Source organism: Pseudoalteromonas sp. Xi13 (assembly GCF_003952205.1).
GTDB lineage: Bacteria > Pseudomonadota > Gammaproteobacteria > Enterobacterales > Alteromonadaceae > Pseudoalteromonas > Pseudoalteromonas atlantica.
This window is the reverse complement of sequence record NZ_CP034439.1, coordinates 3,557,089-3,577,558: the sequence shown is the minus strand read 5'-3', so window position 1 is coordinate 3,577,558 and position 20,470 is coordinate 3,557,089. Positions and strand designations below refer to the sequence as shown.

Sequence of the window (20,470 nt, the reverse complement as noted above, 5' to 3'; positions counted from 1 at the left end):
CGCACGTTTTATAATCACTTTTTTCTGTTGGCAAATTAGTCGAAAGGCTAAGACGCAAAGTTTCCGGTCTAAGGTGTAAACTACGATAGCGGGGCTGCTGCATAATTTTTATACGGTATTGCTTGCCCTCAGTGTCGTTTTTGTGTATCCATATGATATGGATAAAATTTTGTGACTCTTAAGGTGTTACTGTGTTTATGCATACGTCGTTGGCCTGTGGAAAATGGTCAACTATAGGTTGTTTAAACCATCATACTCAATTATTCATTGGGGATGTGGTTAGTGTAACCTTTTCAGACATGCAAGGAGTGCTTGTTGATTTATCGTTTGATTATAAAATTACCTCTTTAGAACAAGGTGAGCCTCATGCTTGGCCACGCTTAGTTGCTGAGTATATAAACGTGCATGTGCCCCTGGTAAGTGCAGGTAGAATGACCAAGCAAGGGTTGGTTGTTGGCTATCGAGATAACGAAATATTTGCCCTAGAAAGTAGTGGTATTAACAAGGCAAAGGTTGATTTTCATTGCATTGCAAAGTGCGATACCCCCGCTAAGTGTACCAACCAAGCATATGATTTTGTATACCCTAATGGGGGCGAACAATACAATGCGGGGACTCGCGTACTGCAGCCTAAAACAGGTTATATATACCAATGTAAGGCATGGCCATTTAGCCAATTTTGCAGAACCAATAATGATAAAGACCCAAGCTTTGAACCTGGTATCGGAAAAAGCTGGGCAATGGCCTGGACTAAGGTCTCTTAGCGCTTTTAAAATAAAAACCATCTTCCCATGGGTGTAATGACAAGAATAAAATTGCAGTAATTTTAAAATTTGGACTTATACCTCAAGCCCACTCTCTATGAGTGGGCTTTTTTATTTTTATGATAAACTGCCTGCATTGTTATTTTTTATACGGTTTTGTTGTGTCTTTAAGTGAATTTTCTTCTCAATCATTAGCGCGTTTTCCTGTTGCTAAAAAGCAACCTCATCAATTAACTATGCACAATAAAACGCGCACCGATAACTACTACTGGATGCGCGATGATGAGCGCGAAAACCCAGAAATACTCGCCCATTTAGCGGCCGAAAATACATACTGCGATGAGCAACTAGCCGCAATAAAACCACTTCAAAGCAGTATTTTTGAAGAACTAAAAGGGCGCATCGTAAAAGATGACAACACGGTGCCGGTTAAAGATGGCAAGTACTGGTATCACTCAGAGGTACGTGGTGACGATGAGTATTCGCGTCATTACAGAAGCACAAGTATTAACACCGATAACAAGCAGTTACTACTTGATGTAAATGCTTTAGCTCAAAACCATGAATTTTACGAACTAGGTGAAGTCGCGCTAAGCCCATGCGAGCAATTAATGGCGTACAGCGAAGACACCGAAGGGCGCAGAATTTACAGCGTACATTTTAAAAACCTGCAAACAGGTGAAATGCTCAGCGATGTTTTAGAAAACACTGAAGGGCAAATTGTTTGGGCTAACGACAATAAAACCGTATTTTACGTTAAAAAAGACTTACAAACGTTACTGGGTTTTCAGGTGTTTAGGCATGAACTAGGCACAGCGCAAAGCCAAGATGTTATGGTGTACGAAGAGCACGATAAAAGCTTTTTTATGGGCTTGGGTAAAAGCCGTGACGAGAGCCTTATTATTATAGATTTGGCCACCACCGAAACAAACGATACCTGGGTGCTTGATGCCAATAACCCGCAAGGAGAATTTAACGCATTACTACCGCGCGAAGAAGGGCATGAGTTTGATATAGATAAACACGGTGATACTTTTTACATAGTAACCAACTGGCAAGCTAAAAACTTCAGACTGATGACGGCAACAAGCGAAACGATTGCAGATAAAACGCAGTGGCAAGAGCACACTGCGCACCGTGAGCATGTGTTGCTTGAAGGCGTAGAGATATTTGACGACTTTTTAGTATTAACTGAGCGCGAGCAAGGTCAAGCTCGCTTTGTTGTTATTAACCATGCTCAAGAGCGCATGGCGCTTGAATTTAGCGACCCATGTTACTATGCCGCTGTGGCGATGAACCCCGAGCCACAGGCACGCTCGGTACGTATTTATTATTCAAGCCTAACCACGCCTGGAACGTTGTACGATGTTGATTTAGCCACGGGCAAAAAAACATTGTTAAAACAGCAGCAAGTACTGGGCGGGTTTGATAGTGCACTTTATGCCTCTGAGCGCTTATTCGTGACAGCACGCGATGGCGTGCAAGTACCTGTTTCGTTAGTTTATAGAAAAGACACCTTTACCAAAGATGGCACTAACCCGCTGTTTCAATATGGCTATGGTGCATATGGTTACACGATAGATCCGAGCTTTTCGAGTACCTCATTGAGTTTGCTAGACCGCGGTTTTGTGTATGCGATTGCACATGTTAGAGGCTCAGAAATGCTAGGACGCCATTGGTACGAGCAAGGTAAAAAAGAGCATAAACAAAATAGCTTTAGCGACTTTATTGATATTACAAAGGCTCTTGTAGAGCAAGGCTACGGTGATAAAAACAAAGTATTTGCCTCTGGCGGCAGTGCAGGTGGTTTGTTAATGGGCACTGTATTAAACCAAGCGCCAGAGCTTTACTTAGGTGTAGGGTGTCATGTGCCATTTTTAGATGTGTTAACCACCATGCTAGATGAAAGTATTCCACTTACCACTAACGAGTATGATGAATGGGGCAACCCAAACGATGAACACTTTTATGATGTAATAGCCGCGTACTCACCGTACGATAATATTAGCGCCCAAGATTACCCGCACATTTTAGTCACCACAGGCTTGCACGACTCTCAAGTACAGTATTGGGAGCCTATGAAGTGGGTAGCAAAAATGCGAGAACTCAAAACCGATAACAATATACTGGTATTCAAAACCGACATGGATGCAGGGCATGGCGGCGCATCTGGGCGTTTTAAAAGCCTTGAAGAAAAAGCCCTCGAAATGGCCTTTTTTATTGCGCTTATAAATTAACTGCAAAATACGCAAAATGTATTAAGCTTTAATGAAGCACTGATATATAAAAGGTTATTTATGTTTGGAGCACATGGAGAGTTTTATATTTGCTCTCAGCCACCCACCATGTATTTAAAGCTAATGGGTAGTTTTAATAATGAAGGAATTACTTTACTAACTAATGGCGTGGTGAACGAACTAAGTATGCACCCCAAAGGCGCGGTAAAGTGTGTTGTGGTTAATTTAGAAGAATTTGAGTTAATAACTGTAGATAGCATGGACTCGTTAGAGGCGTACTTTGCCAGCGTAAAAGAGCGTGGCTACGAACGCGTAGATTACTTATATGCAAACATTATTGCTAAAAATATGTTCGAGAAGGTCTGGAACAACAGCGATATTGAAGTTAACTTTTATAAAGACTCAGAAAGTTACCTACAACAACACCCAGACGATGAATACATTAAAACCTACTGGTAAATAGTCATTACAAGCCCCTATGCTACGGGGCTTATAATGCTCTCTAGGCAGTTTTTGTACCTTCTTGATAAATTTAACGAGATATTGTTTTTAAGCTTCACTTTATAGTCGCCGCTGTCTGTTGGCATAAGCTCTTTTATGGCATGTTTTCTAACTAGCGTGGAGCGGTGAATACGTATAAAACCTTCAGGCCCTAGCTGTTGCTCAATGTTTTTCATGGTTTCACGGTGTAAAACGGGGGCGCTGTTACCATTAAAGTGTAGCTCTACATAATTACCCGCACCGTTTATCCATACAATATCGTTAATATCTATTAAACGTACCTTTCCTACATCTTTAACAACAATATGTGCAGCAATGGGTTGCTCGTTTTCAGATGCGGCTTTAAACAAGCGCTCGGCTTGTGTGGCTAATGGGCATAAATGAATAAGCTTATCGAAGCATTTTTCAAGCCTTGAAGCGGTTGCATCGACGGTTAAAAAATCGACTGCGCCGACTTCAAACGCAAAATTAGCAAATTCAGCCGACCTAGCAATCACCACCACTTTCATTGTTTTAGCCAATTCAGTTAGGTGCACTATTTGAGTAGGATCATTTAAATTAGATAATTCGTAAAAAAGCACATTAAAACGAGAGGTATCTATTTGATCTAAACGCTGCTCGGGCAGTTGCGTTTGCGAATCAAAGTGACGGTGAGCTTGCACCTGCTGAGTTAAGAATGTTGCAAATTTGCTCGTGCTAACTCTAATGAGTGCATGAAAGTAAGTAATCATAAAAAAATCCATCTCTAGAGTGTGTAGTTATAAAGACCGTGTATTTAATAAAAAATGTTAAAAAAAATTTAATCTAATTTATAACAACCTGGGATAAGTACCTTCATCCCATATATCCTGCTGTTTGTACCTGACTAAATGCCTATTAAATAATGCGCATAGTGTCTTAAAATTATTCCACTTAATGTTGAAATGTTTGTAACCAACCAGTTACAAAAATAACATTTCAGGGACATTATAGTATGAAAAAAATAAATAACTTAGATAGTCGTACATTTAAAAAATCTTCATTGTCTTTAGCACTTAGTGCGACAGTGCTTGCTGGCTTTTCTTTTCAAGGTATAGCCGCAGAAGAAGACGAACTAGAAAAAATAGAACGCGTGCAAGTAACGGGTTCTCGTATTCGTTCAGCCGAGGCGATGTCATCTGCACCTATACAGGTTGTAAGTGGCGAGGCAATTGATGCATCGGGTTCTTTAAACATTCAAAACCTACTGCTAGAAAACCCAGCATTTGGTTCTCCAGCTATTAGCCGTACTAACTCTAACTTTTCAACTGCAAGCGCGGGTGTAGCTACTGTTGATTTGCGTAACTTAGGTTCAAACCGTACTTTAGTACTTGTGAATGGGCGCCGTTATGTATCGGGTGTACCTGGTAGCTCGGCAGTTGATTTAAATACCATTCCTAGTCAATTTATTGAGCGCGTGGAAATTATGACCGGTGGCGCATCATCAGTATATGGCTCTGATGCGGTTGCAGGTGTAGTTAACTTTGTACTAAAAGATGACTTTGAAGGCGTAGAGTTTGAAGGCCAATACGGCGAATCAAGCGAAGGCGATGATGAATCGCGCCAGTTTTCTTTTACCTCGGGTTTAACTACGGGTGATGGCAAAGGTCAAGCCATGTTCCACTTAGGCTACTCAGACCAAGGAGCCGTGTTTTCACGCGATCGTGAGCGCTCTGCAGTAGACCAATTTTCAGGTATTTATTTTGAAGACGATCCGGCGGCAAATCCGGGCTCTATTTTTGAAGCCGTTAACCCGTTTTTCTCATCATTTCCGCCACAAGGGCGTTTTGATGCAGGCGATACACGCTTTACTTACGATCCAAACAACAACTTACAAGACTCGTTTAGCACCAATGGCGGTGATGGTATAGATGCCAACGGCTTTAATCGAAGCGGCGTACGTACCATTGCTATACCAACAGAGCGCTACTTATTTGCCTCAAATGGTAGTTACGAGCTAACAGATAAACACAGCTTCTTTTTTGAAGGGACGTACGCATCTAGTACCACTATTTCAGAGTTAGAGCCTTTTCCGTTTGCCTCAGATGACATTTATGCCAATGGCCGCGTGCCAATTGAGTTTGACGTAAATGGTGAAATGCTCAGAAATGCCTTTGTGCCAGATGATATTTACAATGCAGCAACAGACACCGACGGTGATGGTGCTAGAGATATCTTTTTTGCAAAACGTTTAAGTGATGTAGGTAACCGTGGTGCCCGTGCAGAGCGTGATACATTCCGCTTAGCTGTGGGCTTTCAGGGTGAGATTAACGACAGCTGGTTTTACGATACCTACTATGTGTACGGTAAAACGAAAGAGTCGCAAGTATCAGGTGGCTTAGTAAATGTACAAAGCTTTCGCCAAGGTTTAGAGGCGGTAATTGATAGCCAAGATTTAGATGCGGATGGCATTACCGATGAAGCGATTTGTATTGATGCAACAGCACGTGGCTTTAATTGTGCGCCAGTAAACATTTACGGATTTAATTCACTATCGCAAGGTGCAATTGATTTTGTTAGTGCGCCAAGTACGCTTTCTACGTCGGTGGAGCAAGAAATTATTGGCGGTAATGTCTCAGGTGATTTATTTGAGCTGCCTGCGGGTATGGTAGGTATTGCGGCTGGTTTTGAATACCGCGAAGAGTTTTCTCGCAGTGAATTTGATGCCCTACAGCAAGCAGGCTTAAATGCCGGTAATGCAATTCCTGCAACCGAAGGTTCTTTTGATGTAACTGAATACTATGTTGAGGCTAACATTCCAGTGCTGGATGCGGTAACAATGAACGCCGCAGTCCGTTTATCTGACTACTCAACAGTAGGTAATACAGAAAGCTGGAACGTAGGTGTTGATTGGGAAGTGATGGATAGCTTGCGCCTTCGTGCTACCCGCGCCCGCTCTACACGTGCGCCTAATATTGATGAGTTATTTTCACCGCCTTCGCAAACCTTCCCAAGTGGTTTAAACGATCCATGTATAGGTGTTACAAACAGTGGCGGTGGCGCTGTAGGTGATGCGTGTCGTGCCGATGCAGGTGTTGCAAATAATATTGCATCAAACGGTGAGTTTACCCTTAACCAGTCTGATTTACAGGGTATTAGTGGTTTTAACCGTGGTAACCCAGACTTAAAAGAAGAAGTGGGCGACTCTGTGACTGTGGGTGTGGTATTTACCCCAGAGGAGCTAATTTCGGGCCTTGACGTTACCCTTGATTACTTTGATATAGAAATCACAGATGCGATTGTATCTACACCGCGCCAATTTATTTTAGACCAATGTTATGGCGGTGGTGACGATAGCTTCTGTAGCTTTATAACTCGTCGTAGCGGCCCTTCTGGTAATAATAGCGCAGGGTCACTTGAGTTTATTGACAGTGGTGTATCAAATAGTGGTGGTTTAGGAACTGAAGGTGTTGATTTAACACTAACTTACTCTGCCGATATTGGCCCAGGCGCATTTAGAACTCGCCTTGCATACACTTACTTGATTGACGGTTACACTATTCCGTTACCGGGTGCGGATAAAGATGAGTTTGCAGGTGAAATTGGCGCATCTGAGCACAAAGCTAACTGGAACTTAGGCTATAAGCTTGATGACTTTGATTTTAACTGGAGCATGACCTACATAGGGGCTGCTGACTTTGATGATCAATTCTTAAGTGGCTTTGGTATACCTGCTGGCGGCGTGGGTATTGGCTCAGTAACCTACCACGATGTACAAGCAAGCTATCATATAAGTGACGCGGTAGAGCTATACGCCGGCGCTAATAACCTATTTGATAAAGAGCCTCCGCGTATACTTTCAGGTGTAAGTGGCTCAAGCACAGGTACTGAAACCGACGCAGGTACGTATGACCCAATCGGACAAACCTTCTATATTGGTTTTAGAAGTAAATTTTAAGCAGTTAATACTGCACAATTGTAGTTTTTCCAGCTTCACTTAATTAAGGAGCTGGTATTAACAAAAGCCCCAGCCGTTGCTGGGGCTTTTTAATGCAAGCGCGAAAAGGGTGGGCTAGTTTGCTTTAAAATTATTTATGCTCCGCTTAAACCAAAAACAACGCCACTGGTAACAGTGGCGTTGTTTAGTCAATAGGGGGCGCTAATATAGTATCCGAATCGCAAAGAAATTTACGATTCTCCCTATTTGTAGCCCTCCCCTTTTGAGGGCTTATTTTTTAGCTTAGTCTAAGTACGCTTTTAACATCCATACTAGTTTTTCTTGCTCTGAAATATAATCACCCATTAATGACGCTGTACCTTCATCATCTGCATCACCTGCTTGAGTTAGTATTTCACGTTGCATTTTAATTAGAGTGCTGTAGCCAGCTAATAGGTTTTCTACGGCTGCGGTACCATCGCTAATGTTTTTAGCTTCTTTAATTTCACTTACTTCTAAGTAATCAGAAAACGCATGTAGCGGCGCGCCATCTAACGTTAAAATACGTTCAGCAATTTCATCTACTTTTTCAAGCAGAAGATTGTAAATCTCTTCAAATTTAATGTGTAATTCAAAAAAGTTACGGCCTTTAATATTCCAATGAAAACCGCGCGCATTCATATATTGAATTTGGTAGCTGCTCAATAATGTATTGAGTGACTTAACAATGTCTTCGCTTTTTACGCTGTTTAAACCAATTGCATTTACCTGTGACATACCTTGCTCCTTGATGAACCGTTTATTTATGAACTGATGATCATTATTGCTCAGTGCTATTAATTAGTAAAATTGTTTAAACCAGTCAATGCAATAGGTTTTAACTATTAATAACGTGCAGCGCAATAAATCACTCATACAATATAGATGGGTTGAATTTATTAAAATTCTACCCCTTAACAATAAAATAAAGACAAAACATGGATAAATTATGATCTAAAACAAGTTTTCTACAAGGTTGAATATTGGCTATTTGATGTATTGATCTAAATCAGTAAATGCTTATGGCTGTAGCGCATAATTCACTCAAGCAAAATAAATATCTTAAATTTATTGGAGAGCGATTATGGATGCAAAAACAGTAAAACAAAATAAAGCAGAGTTAATAGTGGTAGGTATAGCCGTTATAGCATTTGTATTGGGGCTGGTGGCGCATTTAGCAGGCGCAAGTTTTGCCAATGCCGACACGTTTGGCTACATTGCCGCACCCATGCCACTTATTTTGGGGGTGATATTTTTAATCAGTTATAAAATAGCAGAGGCGGGCGAAGGCTAGGCTGCTTCGTTAAGGCACTTAATAATGTATTCAAGCACTTGGCGAGAGTAAATCATACTGGTATGGCTTAAATGAAATACTTTATGCTCAGCCATGCCTTTAAGCTTGGTTTCGTCTAGTAAAACGGTGCCATCGGACTGACTGCCTTTGACAATTAACGGCATTAACCCAATGGGCAAATCGCCAGCAATACTGTAAAGCTTGGCCTTAAACGGCCAGTTACCATTTTTAGTGAGTAAAAACTCGACGCTGTTTTTTAAAAAGGTTTCAAACCCTTTTTGCTTCATCTTTTGCGCTATGTGGCTGCCTTGATGGGGTGTGCCAAGCGTAATCACTTTAGTGACATGGTGACTCGCTGGCGTGCCTGCCTCTAAGTAGGCGCGGGCAATTAATCCGCCCATAGAGTGACATACTAATGCAGAGGGCTCATCACCAATAAACTCATCAATTTGTTTAAATATGGTGCTTAAGTTAGGGTCGAGCGTATTGTAAGTGAGATTCAGTACTTTAACTCCAGACTGTTCAAGACGAGAGCAGAGCGGGCGCATAACAAAGCCCGACATATAAAGGCCGTGTAATACAATAACGTGGTTTATTTTCATACGCCCTTACCTACAATTTACATTAACTGTTGCGGTTTTATTTCGATATTAGCCGTATCAGAACTGACCCACACTTCACCATCTTGAACGGTAATGGTAAGTTTTATATTGCGGTCGGCTAAATCTGCAAGTGCCTGAGTAGCGGCGTAATCAAGGCTAAAAATACTTAAGTTTTTAAAATCGTACAATTTAGGTTGATGTTTTTGCCACCAAATAGCTTGGTTGTTTTCGCCATAGGTATAAAGCACCACTTTTTTAGCTTTATTGCAGGCTTTTTTAAGACGCTTTTCATCTGGCAGGCCCAGCTCAATCCACAGCTCTATCTCTTCACTGTAGTTTACATGCCAAAGCTCAGGTTCATCGTCGGCACTTAAGCCTTTGGTAAACTCTAAGCCATCACAACTATTTAGCGCATAGGCTAATAAGCGAATCATCAAGCGTTGCTCGGTTTCAGAGGGATGCTGTGCCAACGTTAAATTAAAATCTTGGTACACGTGGCGGTCCATATCGCTTAACGATAATTGCGCTTTAATAATGGTAGATTTAAGAGCCATAATATCTAATCTAAAAAAATTTGCGCCAGTATAGCGCAATTAAATGAATTGCCAGTTAAAATAGCGTCAAATTATATGTTAGGAGTTAAAAATGGCTATCCAGTGGTTCCCTGGGCACATGAATAAAGCCCGTAATGAGATTAAAGAAATAATGCCGCAAATGGATGTGATCATTGAAGTGCTTGATGCACGCATTCCTTACAGTAGTGAAAACCCTATGGTAACTACGCTTCGTGAAGGCAAGCCGGTCATCAAAATTTTAAATAAGGCGGATTTAGCCGACCCTAAAATGACCCAAGCGTGGAAAGACTATTTTGAGCAAGAAAGTGGCGTTAAAGCCATCGCGTTTGGCCATGATAAAGCCGCTGAGGTGCACCGCATTAATGAGCTTTGTAAAAAATTAGTGCCACATAAAGTGGGCGCCGATAAGCAAATTAAAGCCATGATCATGGGTATTCCAAATGTGGGCAAATCAACGTTAATTAACGTATTAGCTGGGCGCATAGTTGCAAAAACGGGTAACGAGCCTGCGGTAACAAAAGCGCAGCAACGTATTAAGCTTGAAGACGGCATTATGCTTTACGACACGCCAGGTATGCTGTGGCCTAAAGTAGAAAACGAGAACTCGGGTTATCGTTTAGGTGCCACCGGTGCAATACGTGATACAGCGCTTGAATACGAAGATGTGGCAAGTTATACCGCAGAGTATTTATTAAAAGCCTACCCAGAGCTTTTAAAAGCACGCTATAAAATAGATGAATTGCCAGAAAGTGACTGGGAGTTTGTAGAAATGGCCGGTAAAAAGCGTGGTTGTATTCGTGGCGGTAACCAAATAGACACCTATAAAATGTCTGAAATACTGATTAACGAATTACGTGATGGGATTATCGGCCGTATTACCATGGAAACCCCAGCCATGCGTGAAGAAGAAGAAATTATGGTAGCTGGCTTACGCGCCGCTGCAGAGGCCAAAAAAGCCGCTAAAGAAGAAGAGAAAAAACAGCGCCGTGCACGTGCACGTAAAAACCGCCGTTAATATGTGAGTTTATGTGAGTATATTACTTACTAAATTACAGACATAAAAAAAGCCCGTAAGGGCTTTTTTAGTTTCATATCTACCGTCACCGATATGAGCAATGTAGCAAGTAAAATAGTAGGGCGGTTACTTATCATCAACATCAAGGGGCGTTGCGGTTCATAACAAGTAACCATAGCTGTTTACGTGCGCCACACGTTGTTTCAGGGTCGAGAAACAAATTAGTTCATTCCGTCACAAGTGGGTATGCATTCCCGTCTTGTTGATATTGATTATCAGTTAGATCTAATAAACTGTCAACACCTAAATGCAAATAATTCTTATTTTATTGAGTGCGTTTTTTAGTCATCGCATAGGTGTACTTCACTACCCTTCTTATTAATTTTTGTTTATGTCTATTTTGTTCATGGTTTTTATGAACAAAATGTACTTTACCGTCATCAATGCACCTTTCCCTCAAAATATTTCGTTAATTTCACGTTAACAATAAGCTGCGCTTTAGATAGCAGTTTGTCGTCGCTTATCTACCTGACAATAAAGATACAAACACAGCGTGGAGAAAATAATGAAAGCAAGTAACACACAGCTCGCTTTAGCAATTACAGCAGCGTTGGCTAGCACATCAGCTTTAGCCGATAACGATACTCAAAAACTACAAGCACAATTAGATGCATTGCAAAAAGAAGTTAACTCTTTAAAAACATCAAGTGGCTTTAATTTGGAGTTTGGAGGACGAGTACAGCTTGATTACAACTATTTTGAAGGTGCCTATAACGCAGGCAATGATGGCTCAGGTGGAAGCGACTTCTTCCCTCGTCGTATTCGTACCTACGTAGAGAGCGAGCATGGAAACTGGGATCACAAATTACTTTTAGAATTTGGCGAAGGGGATGCCGAAATTGTACTTGCCCGCGTGCGTTACGCCTTTGAAAACGGTCTTAAAATTAAAGCGGGTAAAATCCGTGAAGACATGTCGCTAAACGCACTTACTAGCTCAAAGCACATTAATACTATTGAGCGTAGTACGCTTGCTAATACTTTCTCGCCTTTTTTCCGTTGGGGCGTATCTGCTTATCAATACTTTAAAGACTCAGGCTTTCGATATGCCGTTGGGGTTTATAAAAATGATGCCTTTGGTGCAACGGGTAACGATGAAAACGACCGTCTAACGCTTGCTATTACAGGGCGTGCTACGTGGTCAAGTGCAGCACCTGGTGACGTGATTCATTTAGGTGCATGGCATTCATACCGTGATATGGGTGGCAATGAACTAGGCGAGCGTTTTGCGCGTGGTGAAGTGCGCGAAACTAATGTACGCCTTGTTAATTATGCTACAGGCGGCACAGCGGTAGCACTGGATAGCTTATTGCAGTCTGGGCTTGAATTTGCTTTTCAGGCTGACTCTTTAACATTAGAGGCAGAATACGCAAGCCGTGCTTTAGATGCGCTCAATAGCAGCGATGATCTAGATGGCGAGCGCTTTGACGGCTTTCATATCTCAGCAAGTTACTTTTTAGGGGTTGAGCAACGACAGTATAAAGCTGGCTCTGCACTATTTGTACAACCTAAAAATATTAAAAATGCATGGGAGTTAGTTGCTCGAGTTTCGCAAATGGATGCAACGAGTAAAAACCAAGGTAGCGAAGTAACTACCTACACACTTGGTACAAGCTATTACGTTAGTAGTGACATTAAATTTATGGGCAATCTTATCTATAGCGATGTAGATGGCCCAGGTACCGCTGCGCTTGTAGGTGATGAAGACTCTGGTATGGGATTTAGTGCACGTATGCAGTATTTATTTTAAGGGGACACACAATGAAATTATTTAAGTCAGTTAAAACAACATTATTAGCGGCATCATTAGTACTAAGCAGCCCTATGGCATTGGCCGATATTCACTTTTTAGTACCAGCAGGCCCAGGTGGCGGATGGGATACAACTGCGCGCGGTGTAGGTGAAGGTTTAGTAAAAGCAGGCATTGATAATAATGCGTCTTTTCAGAATATGTCGGGCGGCGGCGGCGGGCGCGCCATTGCCTACTTAATAGAATCAGGTACTAAAAAAGGCGATATATTAATGGTTAATTCAACGCCTATTGTATTGCGCGCCTTAACGGGGAAAATTCCCTATAGCTACCGAGATTTAACTCCCGTAGCCAATATGATTGCTGATTTTGGTGCCTTTGTTGTTCGTAACGATTCGCCCTATAAAACCTGGCAGGATGTTATTAAAGCGCTTAAAGAAGACCCAAGCTCAATTAAAGTAGCGGGTGGTTCTGCCCGTGGCAGTATGGATCACTTAGTTGCTGCACAAGCGGCTAAAGCAGGCGGGGTTGATGGCCGCAGAATTCGTTACATTCCTTACGATGGCGGTGGTAAAGCAAAAGCTGGTTTACTCTCTGGTGAAGTAAACTTACTTTCTACCGGTTTAAGCGAGGCGTTAGAAGTTGCAAATGGCGGGCAGGCGAGGGTGTTAGCAGTTACATCGCCAGAAGCTTTAGCGGATTACCCTAAAATACCTACGTTAAAGTCGATGGGTTACGATATGGAGTTTGTTAATTGGCGCGGCTTTTTTGCTGCTCCTAATTTACCTGCCGATAAACTTGCTCAATACACCGAGAAACTTCGTAAATTACAATCAACTCCTGAGTGGGAAACTGTTCGCGCACGAAATGGCTGGTTAAATCTCTTTCAAGAAAAAGATGAATTTATCCAGTCACTCGAAAAACAAGAAGCGCAGCTTAAAGTGGTAATGCAAGAGCTTGGCTTTATTCGTAAAGCGGATTAATCGAGGTTTTTATGATGAATCGCGAACTACTAGGGCCAAGTTTATTCTTGGCGCTATTTACACTCTACGCCATTGTGGCGTGGCAAATTCCACTATTACCATTTGAAGAGTACGAAACGGTTACTTCTGCTACATTACCAAAAGTATACGCAGCTTTTGGCATTGTGGTGTGCTTGCTTTCTATCGGTTCTACTTTGCTTAAGCCAAACGAAAAAGCGGCAGAAAACCAGCCTCTAGAAAAGTCGCATGTTGTACGAACTTTAGGCTTATTAGTTTTAATGGTGATTTATAGTGCAATGTTGGAGCCTGTTGGCTTTTTAATCTCGACCAGCGCCTTTTTATTAGCGGGTTTTTTTGTAATGGGTGAAAGGCGCAAGAAGATTCTATTGTTTGCCTCTATTCCTGTTGCCGTAGTGTTTTGGTTTTTGATGACTCAAGTATTAGGTATTTACTTGGTTCCGGGCGATTTATGGAGTTAAGTTATGTTTGATGGAATTATGCTTGGTTTGTCGACCGTGCTCGACTTTAATAATTTAATGTACGTGATAGCAGGCTGTTTGGTGGGTACTTTTATTGGTATGTTACCTGGGCTTGGGCCAATAACTGCTATTGCATTGATGATCCCTATTACTTACAGCATAGGTGCTGATTCAGGGATGATTTTAATGGCTGGGGTTTATTATGGCGCTATTTTTGGTGGCTCTACATCATCCATTTTAATAAATGCGCCAGGGGTGGCGGGTACGGTGGCTTCATCTTTTGATGGTTATCCGTTAGCAAAGCAAGGGCATGCTGGTAAAGCCTTGGCTATTGCCGCTTACTCCTCATTTATAGGTGGAACTATAGGCGCCATACTACTTATGGTTGCCGCACCTCTACTAGCAAAGGTGTCGTTGAGCTTTCAATCTCCTGATTATGTTGTGCTAATGTTTTTAGGTTTAACAGCTATTGCTGCATTTTCAAATAAAGGCCAATTTTTAAAAGCAATGATGATGACAGTATTTGGTTTAATGCTGGCAACGGTAGGTATAGATCCATCCTCGGGCACCGAGCGATTTACCTTTGGACAAGCCGACTTACTCGATGGTATTAGCTTTTTATTAATTGCAATGGCAACGTTTGCACTTGCTGAGGCATTAATTAATGTTGTTAAGCCAGAGAAGAAAGATGCTAAAAGTCTTAATGATTCAGATACGCCGCAAATAGGTTCAACTAAATTAACAAAAGACGAAGTTAAAGATATGGCGCCGGTTGTTGGCCGTTCGTCATTTTTAGGATTTATTGTTGGTGTTTTACCTGGCGCAGGAGCCACTATTGCAAGCTTTATGGCCTATGCCACTGAGCGAAATTTGGCACCTAAAGGCCTAAAAGAAAAATTTGGAAAAGGCTCTTTACGTGGTCTTGCCGCTCCTGAGTCTGCAAATAATGCAGCATGCACAGGCTCATTTGTACCTTTATTAACATTGGGGATTCCTGGCTCTGGCACGACGGCCATAATGCTAGGAGCATTAATAGCGTATGGTATTCAGCCAGGCCCTATGCTCATGCAAGAAAACCCAAGTGTATTTTGGTCTGTCATTGTAAGCATGTATTTTGGCAACATTGTTTTATTGATTTTAAACTTACCTCTCATTCCTTATTTTGCAAAAGTATTGGCAATGCCAAAGTCGGTATTAACCATTATGATTTTGTTCTTTAGTTTAATAGGCGTGTACTTGGTGTCGTTTAACACATTCGACTTATTTATGATGGTTGGTGTTGCCTTGGTTGCGTTAATATTACGCCTATTGGCCTTTCCAATGGCTCCTTTGTTACTTGGCTTTATTTTAGGCGATATGATTGAGCGAAACTTTCGTCGCTCAATGATGATTTCGGATGGCTCTTTAAGCTTTTTATGGGATAGGCCACTCACATTAAGTATTTTTATACTTTCTATTTTAGTGTTGTTGTTCCCATTAAAAGATTATTTGAAGCAGCGCCGTGCGGATAAAACAGCTTCTAGGTTACAGCAAGAGCAAGCTTAATAAGGACGTTAATGACAAACACCAACAAACCAAGCCCATTGCAGAGCATGGTAAAAAAACCTAAAAGATTAGAAACACGTTTAATTATTTGGGTAACTGGGCTATGTGTTTTACAAGCAATATTGTTTGGGGCGTTGGTGTATCAGCTTACGGCGCAAAGTTTACATAATCACATAGGTGATAAAGCACTCGCTGTAGCAAGTAGTGTCGCAACACGAACTGATGTAATAAATGCGTTAGAGGGAAAAGGTGATTTAACAGCATTTAATTTGCAAATAGAAAGCCTTACGGAGCTAACAAGCGCTGATTTTATAGTGGTTGGCGATATTAATGCACTGCGTATTATACATCCTGATGAGCACAAAGTTGGCAAACCTATGGTTGGAGGTGATAGTCAGGAGGCCCTTCAAGGCGAGCGCTATATATCGGTAGCTCATGGCAGCATGGGGGAGTCAATTCGCGGTAAAGTACCTGTATATAATGCTAACAATGAAATTATAGGCCTAGTGTCTGTTGGTTTTTTGGTGCAATCAATTGATCCGCTTATTTTATCTCGTAGTGCTGAAATACTTATTTGGGGGCTGATGCTTGTTGGTTTAAGTATTATTGCCGCGGTTTATATTGGTCAACGAGTACGTAATGCTATATTTGGTTTGCAACCAGATGAAATAGCAAGATTATTTTCAGAGCAGGATGCTATTTTAAATACTGTTCGTAGCGGCATTATTGCACTGGAGCCTGATGGAACCGTGCGTAAACTAAATCAACGTGCCTGTGAAATTCTTGATAAGCCTACATCTACAATCCATAAAAACCTTACTCTAGAAGACCTATTGCCTGAGCATGCTGAGTTTTTACTGCGCAATCAAAGCCGCAAAATTGTTGGGTTTGAGTTATTTGCTGCAGATAAACGAATTATTTTGTCGCGGTTTTCTTTACAAGTTCAAGGTCAGGATGATGGTATTTTGCTCAGTATGCGCCCGTCTGATGAACTGGAATATTTAAGCCAGCAGCTAACAAAAGTACAAGCATTTGCTGAGTTACTTCGTGTTCAAACACATGATTACTCGAATAAATTAAACCTAATTGGTGCTTTAGTACAAATGGGCAAAAACGAGCAAGCAATTGAACTTATAGGGCAGGAAAGTCAGGGTTCTCAAGCACAAATTCACAACTTACTTGAGCGGATTCAAGACCCCGTATTAGCTGGTTTATTGGTGGGAAAATACCACAAAGCACGAGAGCTTAATGTTGCTCTTGAGCTTAACCAAGATAGTTTGCTTGGTGTTATAGAACGTAAGGATATGCTTGAACGAGTGGTTTCTATTTTAGGCAATTTAATAGATAACGCCATTGAAGCTGCTATTAGAGCATCTGATACTCGCCCTGCTAAAGTAAGGGTAACAGTTGACGAAACCAGTCAAACTTTATTGTTTGATGTGGAAGATACAGGGTTTGGTTTAGGCTCTGATCATGAAGTCATTTTTACGCCTCAATTTAGTTCTAAGTCTGGGGCGCAACACGGTATTGGTTTGTACTTAGTAAAAACCAATTTGGACTCCTGCCGTGGTAGTTTAGAAATTGGTGAGTCGGATTTATTAGGGGCGCGGTTAAGTGTTTATATTCCAAAATAATAAGAGTAATTAAGCAATGACCTATTCTGTAATTATAATTGAAGACGAAGTTGAAGTTGCACAGCTAATTGCCCAGTACTTATTACTGCCGGGGGGCGCTGCGGGAAGTCAAATTGCAAAACAGAGTTTACGCCAAGGACAGTACCAAGTGGTTGGAATTGCAGGTAATTTAAGTACTGCAACAGCTCTGTTGCAAGCGATAGAGGCAGATCTTATTTTACTCGATATACATTTACCTGATGGTAACGGACTCGATTTATTATCAGATTTACGGCGTCGTGAAATTAAGAGCGAAGTGATGCTACTAACGGCTGCCAAAGAAGTTGAAACACTTGAAAAAGCAATGCAACTTGGTGCCTGTGACTTTTTAGTTAAACCGTTAATGTTAAATAGATTAGATCAAGCTCTTTCGCGCTTTGAGGCGCGTCAACAGTGTTTTTCTGATGCAAATGAAGTGACCCAATCAATGGTTGATGTGTTATTCGGCTCAAAAGAGAAAAAGCAGGGTGCTATTAGGCTGCCCAAAGGCGTTGACCAACTTACATTGCAAAAAATCCATGATGCATTCGTACAGCATGATTCAAGTGCATTTACTGCTCAGCAAATGGGCGATTTAGTGGGGGTAAGCCGCTCAACTGCTCGTCGCTATTTAGAGTTTTTATTAGAGTCTGAAAAGTTAAGTGCTGATCAAAGCTACGGTAGTATAGGGAGGCCAGAGCGTTGTTACAAAATAATTAAGTAACTGAGTGTCCTTCAGATTACAAGAATAAAACATAATATTTTCAATGGGTTACATAATAATCAGTGCTATTTAACCAGTGCTTGATGTAAATCTAGAAAAATTTTATTGAATTGATTGCATTTTAAGCGACTTGTATGGTGATGTTCGCTTTAAGTAATGCTATACTCCCGCCGAATAATTTATCGACTTTATTAAGAGTAAAATTAATGGCAGATTTATCGAAGTACAGAAACATTGGTATTTTCGCGCACGTTGATGCGGGTAAAACCACAACTACTGAGCGTATCCTAAAGCTTACAGGTACAATCCACAAAAGCGGTGAGACACATGATGGTGAGTCTACTACCGATTTCATGGAGCAAGAAGCTGAGCGCGGTATTACTATCCAGTCTGCGGCAGTAAGCTGTTTCTGGAAAGATCACCGTTTCAACGTTATCGATACTCCTGGACACGTTGACTTCACAGTTGAAGTTTACCGTTCACTTAAAGTATTAGATGGCGGTGTGGGTGTATTCTGTGGTTCTGGTGGTGTTGAGCCACAATCAGAAACTAACTGGCGCTACGCGAACGAATCAGGTGTTGCACGTATTATTTTCGTAAATAAATTAGACCGTATGGGTGCTGATTTTTACCGTGTAACTGAGCAAGTACAAAAAGTACTTGGTGCTGTTCCATTAGTTATGACTTTACCAATTGGTATTGAAGACGAATTCGTAGGTGTTGTAGACGTTTTAAACAAACAAGCATATGTTTGGGATGAGACCGGTCTTCCTGAGAACTACTCAATTGTTGACGTTCCTGCGGACATGGTAGAAAAAACTGATGAATACCATGAGTTCCTAGTTGAAACTGCTGTAGAGCAAGACGATGACCTAATGGAAGCGTACATGGAAGGTGAAATGCCTTCAGTTGAAGATATCAAGCGTTGTATCCGTAAAGGTACTCGTGACCTTGCGTTCTTCCCTACATACTGTGGTTCTGCATTCAAAAACAAAGGTATGCAATTAATCCTTGATGCTGTTGTTGATTACTTACCAGCTCCTACAGAAGTTGATCCTCAACCTCTTATGGATGAAGAAGGTAACGAAAACGGCGAGCACGCAATTGTATCTGCAGACGAACCTTTCAAAGCGTTAGCATTCAAAATCATGGATGACCGTTTTGGTGCGTTAACATTCGTACGTATTTACTCTGGTAAGCTTAACAAGGGTGACACTATCCTTAATGCATTTACTGGTAAAACTGAGCGTGTTGGCCGTATGGTTGAGATGCAAGCTGATGATCGTAAAGAGCTTACTTCAGCGCAAGCGGGCGATATCATCGCTATCGTTGGTATGAAGAACGTGCAAACTGGTCACACTCTTTGTGATCCTAAGCACCCAGTAACACTTGAGCCAATGGTATTCCCAACTCCAGTAATCTCGATTGCTGTACAGCCTAAAGATAAAGGCGGTAATGAGAAAATGGGTATTGCTATCGGTAAAATGGTTGCAGAAGATCCGTCTTTCCAAGTTGAGACTGATGAAGATTCAGGCGAAACTATCCTTAAAGGTATGGGTGAGCTTCACTTAGATATCAAAGTAGATATCCTTAAGCGTACTTACGGCGTAGACCTTATTGTTGGTCAACCACAGGTTGCTTACCGTGAAACTATTACTCGTGAAATCGAAGATAGCTACACGCATAAGAAACAATCTGGTGGTTCTGGTCAGTTCGGTAAAATTGATTACCGCATCAAGCCAGGCGAAGCGAATTCAGGCTTCACGTTCACTTCATCAGTTGTTGGTGGTAACGTACCGAAAGAATTCTGGCCTGCAGTTGAGAAAGGCTTCAAGTCAATGATGAACGAAGGTGTTCTAGCTGGCTTCCCAGTACTTGACGTTGAAGTAGAGCTTTTCGACGGTGGCTTCCACGCCGTGGATTCATCTGCAATCGCATTCGAAATCGCTGCTAAAGGCGCTTTCCGTCAATCGATCCCTAAAGCGGGCGCACAACTTCTTGAGCCAATCATGAAAGTTGACGTGTTCACGCCAGAAGATCACGTTGGTGACGTAATCGGTGACCTTAACCGTCGTCGTGGTATGCTAAGCGACCAAGAAGCTGGTTTAACTGGCGTTCGCATTAAAGCTGACGTTCCGTTATCAGAAATGTTTGGTTACATCGGTTCACTACGTACAATGACATCAGGTCGTGGTCAGTTCTCTATGGAGTTCTCACACTACGCAGCATGTCCACAAAACGTAGCTGACACTGTAATCGCTGCAGAAAAAGAGAAAAAAGCAGCTAAGTAATTAGCTCTGTAACTCTTTAAAAAAACCCGCACATGTTGCGGGTTTTTTATTGCCTACGATTTAATTA

Annotated in this window: 17 protein-coding genes and 1 riboswitch; of the genes, 13 read left to right on the top strand and 4 right to left on the bottom strand. The window is 41.5% G+C overall.

Going from position 1 to position 20,470, the window contains the following annotated elements; genetic code table 11:
* Window positions 1–19: 19 nt before the first annotated feature.
* A riboswitch (cyclic di-GMP riboswitch) is annotated at window positions 20–102 on the top strand.
* Window positions 103–197: 95 nt separating this feature from the next.
* The 3 genes from EJ103_RS16170 (at window position 198) to EJ103_RS16160 (ending at window position 3,460) form a co-directional block, all read left to right on the top strand.
* A complete protein-coding gene (locus tag EJ103_RS16170; RefSeq protein WP_029772913.1) occupies window positions 198–764 on the top strand; it encodes a hypothetical protein in 567 nt (188 codons plus the stop codon).
* Window positions 765–925: 161 nt separating this feature from the next.
* Window positions 926–3,001: a S9 family peptidase gene (locus EJ103_RS16165; RefSeq protein WP_126008617.1), complete on the top strand. Its 2,076-nt coding sequence runs from the start codon at window positions 926–928 to the stop codon at window positions 2,999–3,001.
* A gap of 60 nt (window positions 3,002–3,061) precedes the next feature.
* A complete protein-coding gene (locus tag EJ103_RS16160) occupies window positions 3,062–3,460 on the top strand; it encodes a hypothetical protein (protein WP_126008615.1) in 399 nt (132 codons plus the stop codon).
* 17 nt (window positions 3,461–3,477) lie between these two features.
* Here EJ103_RS16160 and EJ103_RS16155 read toward each other — a convergent pair whose 3' ends face one another.
* The gene (locus EJ103_RS16155) at window positions 3,478–4,233 is read right to left on the bottom strand and encodes a LytTR family DNA-binding domain-containing protein (protein WP_126008613.1); all 756 of its coding nucleotides are present in this window, start codon (window positions 4,231–4,233) and stop codon (window positions 3,478–3,480) included.
* A gap of 242 nt (window positions 4,234–4,475) precedes the next feature.
* On the opposite strand from EJ103_RS16155, the gene EJ103_RS16150 reads away from it, so the two are divergent.
* Complete coding sequence (locus tag EJ103_RS16150) at window positions 4,476–7,418, top strand: TonB-dependent receptor (protein WP_029772910.1); 2,943 nt, start codon at window positions 4,476–4,478, stop codon at window positions 7,416–7,418.
* A 282-nt stretch (window positions 7,419–7,700) separates the two neighbouring features.
* Here the strand turns inward: EJ103_RS16150 and EJ103_RS16145 are convergent, their stop codons facing one another.
* A complete protein-coding gene (locus EJ103_RS16145) occupies window positions 7,701–8,174 on the bottom strand; it encodes a Dps family protein (protein ID WP_126008611.1) in 474 nt (157 codons plus the stop codon).
* Window positions 8,175–8,520: 346 nt separating this feature from the next.
* Here EJ103_RS16145 and EJ103_RS16140 point away from each other — a divergent pair, with 346 nt between their 5' ends.
* Window positions 8,521–8,730, top strand: coding sequence for a hypothetical protein (locus tag EJ103_RS16140; RefSeq protein WP_055015542.1), 210 nt, complete (start codon window positions 8,521–8,523; stop codon window positions 8,728–8,730).
* Here EJ103_RS16140 and EJ103_RS16135 read toward each other — a convergent pair.
* Together EJ103_RS16135 and EJ103_RS16130 are read right to left on the bottom strand one after the other, a co-directional pair.
* Window positions 8,727–9,332: an alpha/beta hydrolase gene (locus tag EJ103_RS16135; protein WP_004585990.1), complete on the bottom strand. Its 606-nt coding sequence runs from the start codon at window positions 9,330–9,332 to the stop codon at window positions 8,727–8,729. The two genes, EJ103_RS16140 and EJ103_RS16135, sit on opposite strands and share 4 nt — an antisense overlap.
* 17 nt (window positions 9,333–9,349) lie before the next feature.
* Window positions 9,350–9,886 (bottom strand): YaeQ family protein, encoded by a 537-nt coding sequence (locus EJ103_RS16130; RefSeq protein ID WP_126008609.1) that lies wholly within the window; start codon window positions 9,884–9,886, stop codon window positions 9,350–9,352.
* 91 nt (window positions 9,887–9,977) lie between these two features.
* Between EJ103_RS16130 and ylqF the strand changes: the two genes are divergently transcribed.
* From ylqF to fusA, 8 genes are all read left to right on the top strand, one after another.
* The gene (gene ylqF, locus EJ103_RS16125) at window positions 9,978–10,922 is read left to right on the top strand and encodes a ribosome biogenesis GTPase YlqF (RefSeq protein WP_054983594.1); all 945 of its coding nucleotides are present in this window, start codon (window positions 9,978–9,980) and stop codon (window positions 10,920–10,922) included.
* 565 nt (window positions 10,923–11,487) lie between these two features.
* Window positions 11,488–12,729 (top strand): porin, encoded by a 1,242-nt coding sequence (locus EJ103_RS16120; RefSeq protein ID WP_126008607.1) that lies wholly within the window; start codon window positions 11,488–11,490, stop codon window positions 12,727–12,729.
* 11 nt (window positions 12,730–12,740) lie between these two features.
* Window positions 12,741–13,712, top strand: coding sequence for a tripartite tricarboxylate transporter substrate-binding protein (locus tag EJ103_RS16115; protein WP_126008605.1), 972 nt, complete (start codon window positions 12,741–12,743; stop codon window positions 13,710–13,712).
* A gap of 11 nt (window positions 13,713–13,723) precedes the next feature.
* Window positions 13,724–14,191 carry a tripartite tricarboxylate transporter TctB family protein gene (locus tag EJ103_RS16110; RefSeq protein ID WP_004587461.1) on the top strand — a complete coding sequence of 156 codons (468 nt, stop codon included), beginning with the start codon at window positions 13,724–13,726 and terminating at the stop codon, window positions 14,189–14,191.
* Window positions 14,192–14,194: 3 nt separating this feature from the next.
* Window positions 14,195–15,736: a tripartite tricarboxylate transporter permease gene (locus EJ103_RS16105; protein ID WP_064385956.1), complete on the top strand. Its 1,542-nt coding sequence runs from the start codon at window positions 14,195–14,197 to the stop codon at window positions 15,734–15,736.
* 11 nt (window positions 15,737–15,747) lie between these two features.
* A complete protein-coding gene (locus EJ103_RS16100; protein WP_126008603.1) occupies window positions 15,748–17,370 on the top strand; it encodes a sensor histidine kinase in 1,623 nt (540 codons plus the stop codon).
* Window positions 17,371–17,386: 16 nt separating this feature from the next.
* Window positions 17,387–18,112: a response regulator gene (locus EJ103_RS16095; protein ID WP_004587464.1), complete on the top strand. Its 726-nt coding sequence runs from the start codon at window positions 17,387–17,389 to the stop codon at window positions 18,110–18,112.
* Window positions 18,113–18,318: 206 nt separating this feature from the next.
* Window positions 18,319–20,403 (top strand): elongation factor G, encoded by a 2,085-nt coding sequence (gene fusA / locus EJ103_RS16090; RefSeq protein ID WP_126008601.1) that lies wholly within the window; start codon window positions 18,319–18,321, stop codon window positions 20,401–20,403.
* Window positions 20,404–20,470: the final 67 nt, after the last annotated feature.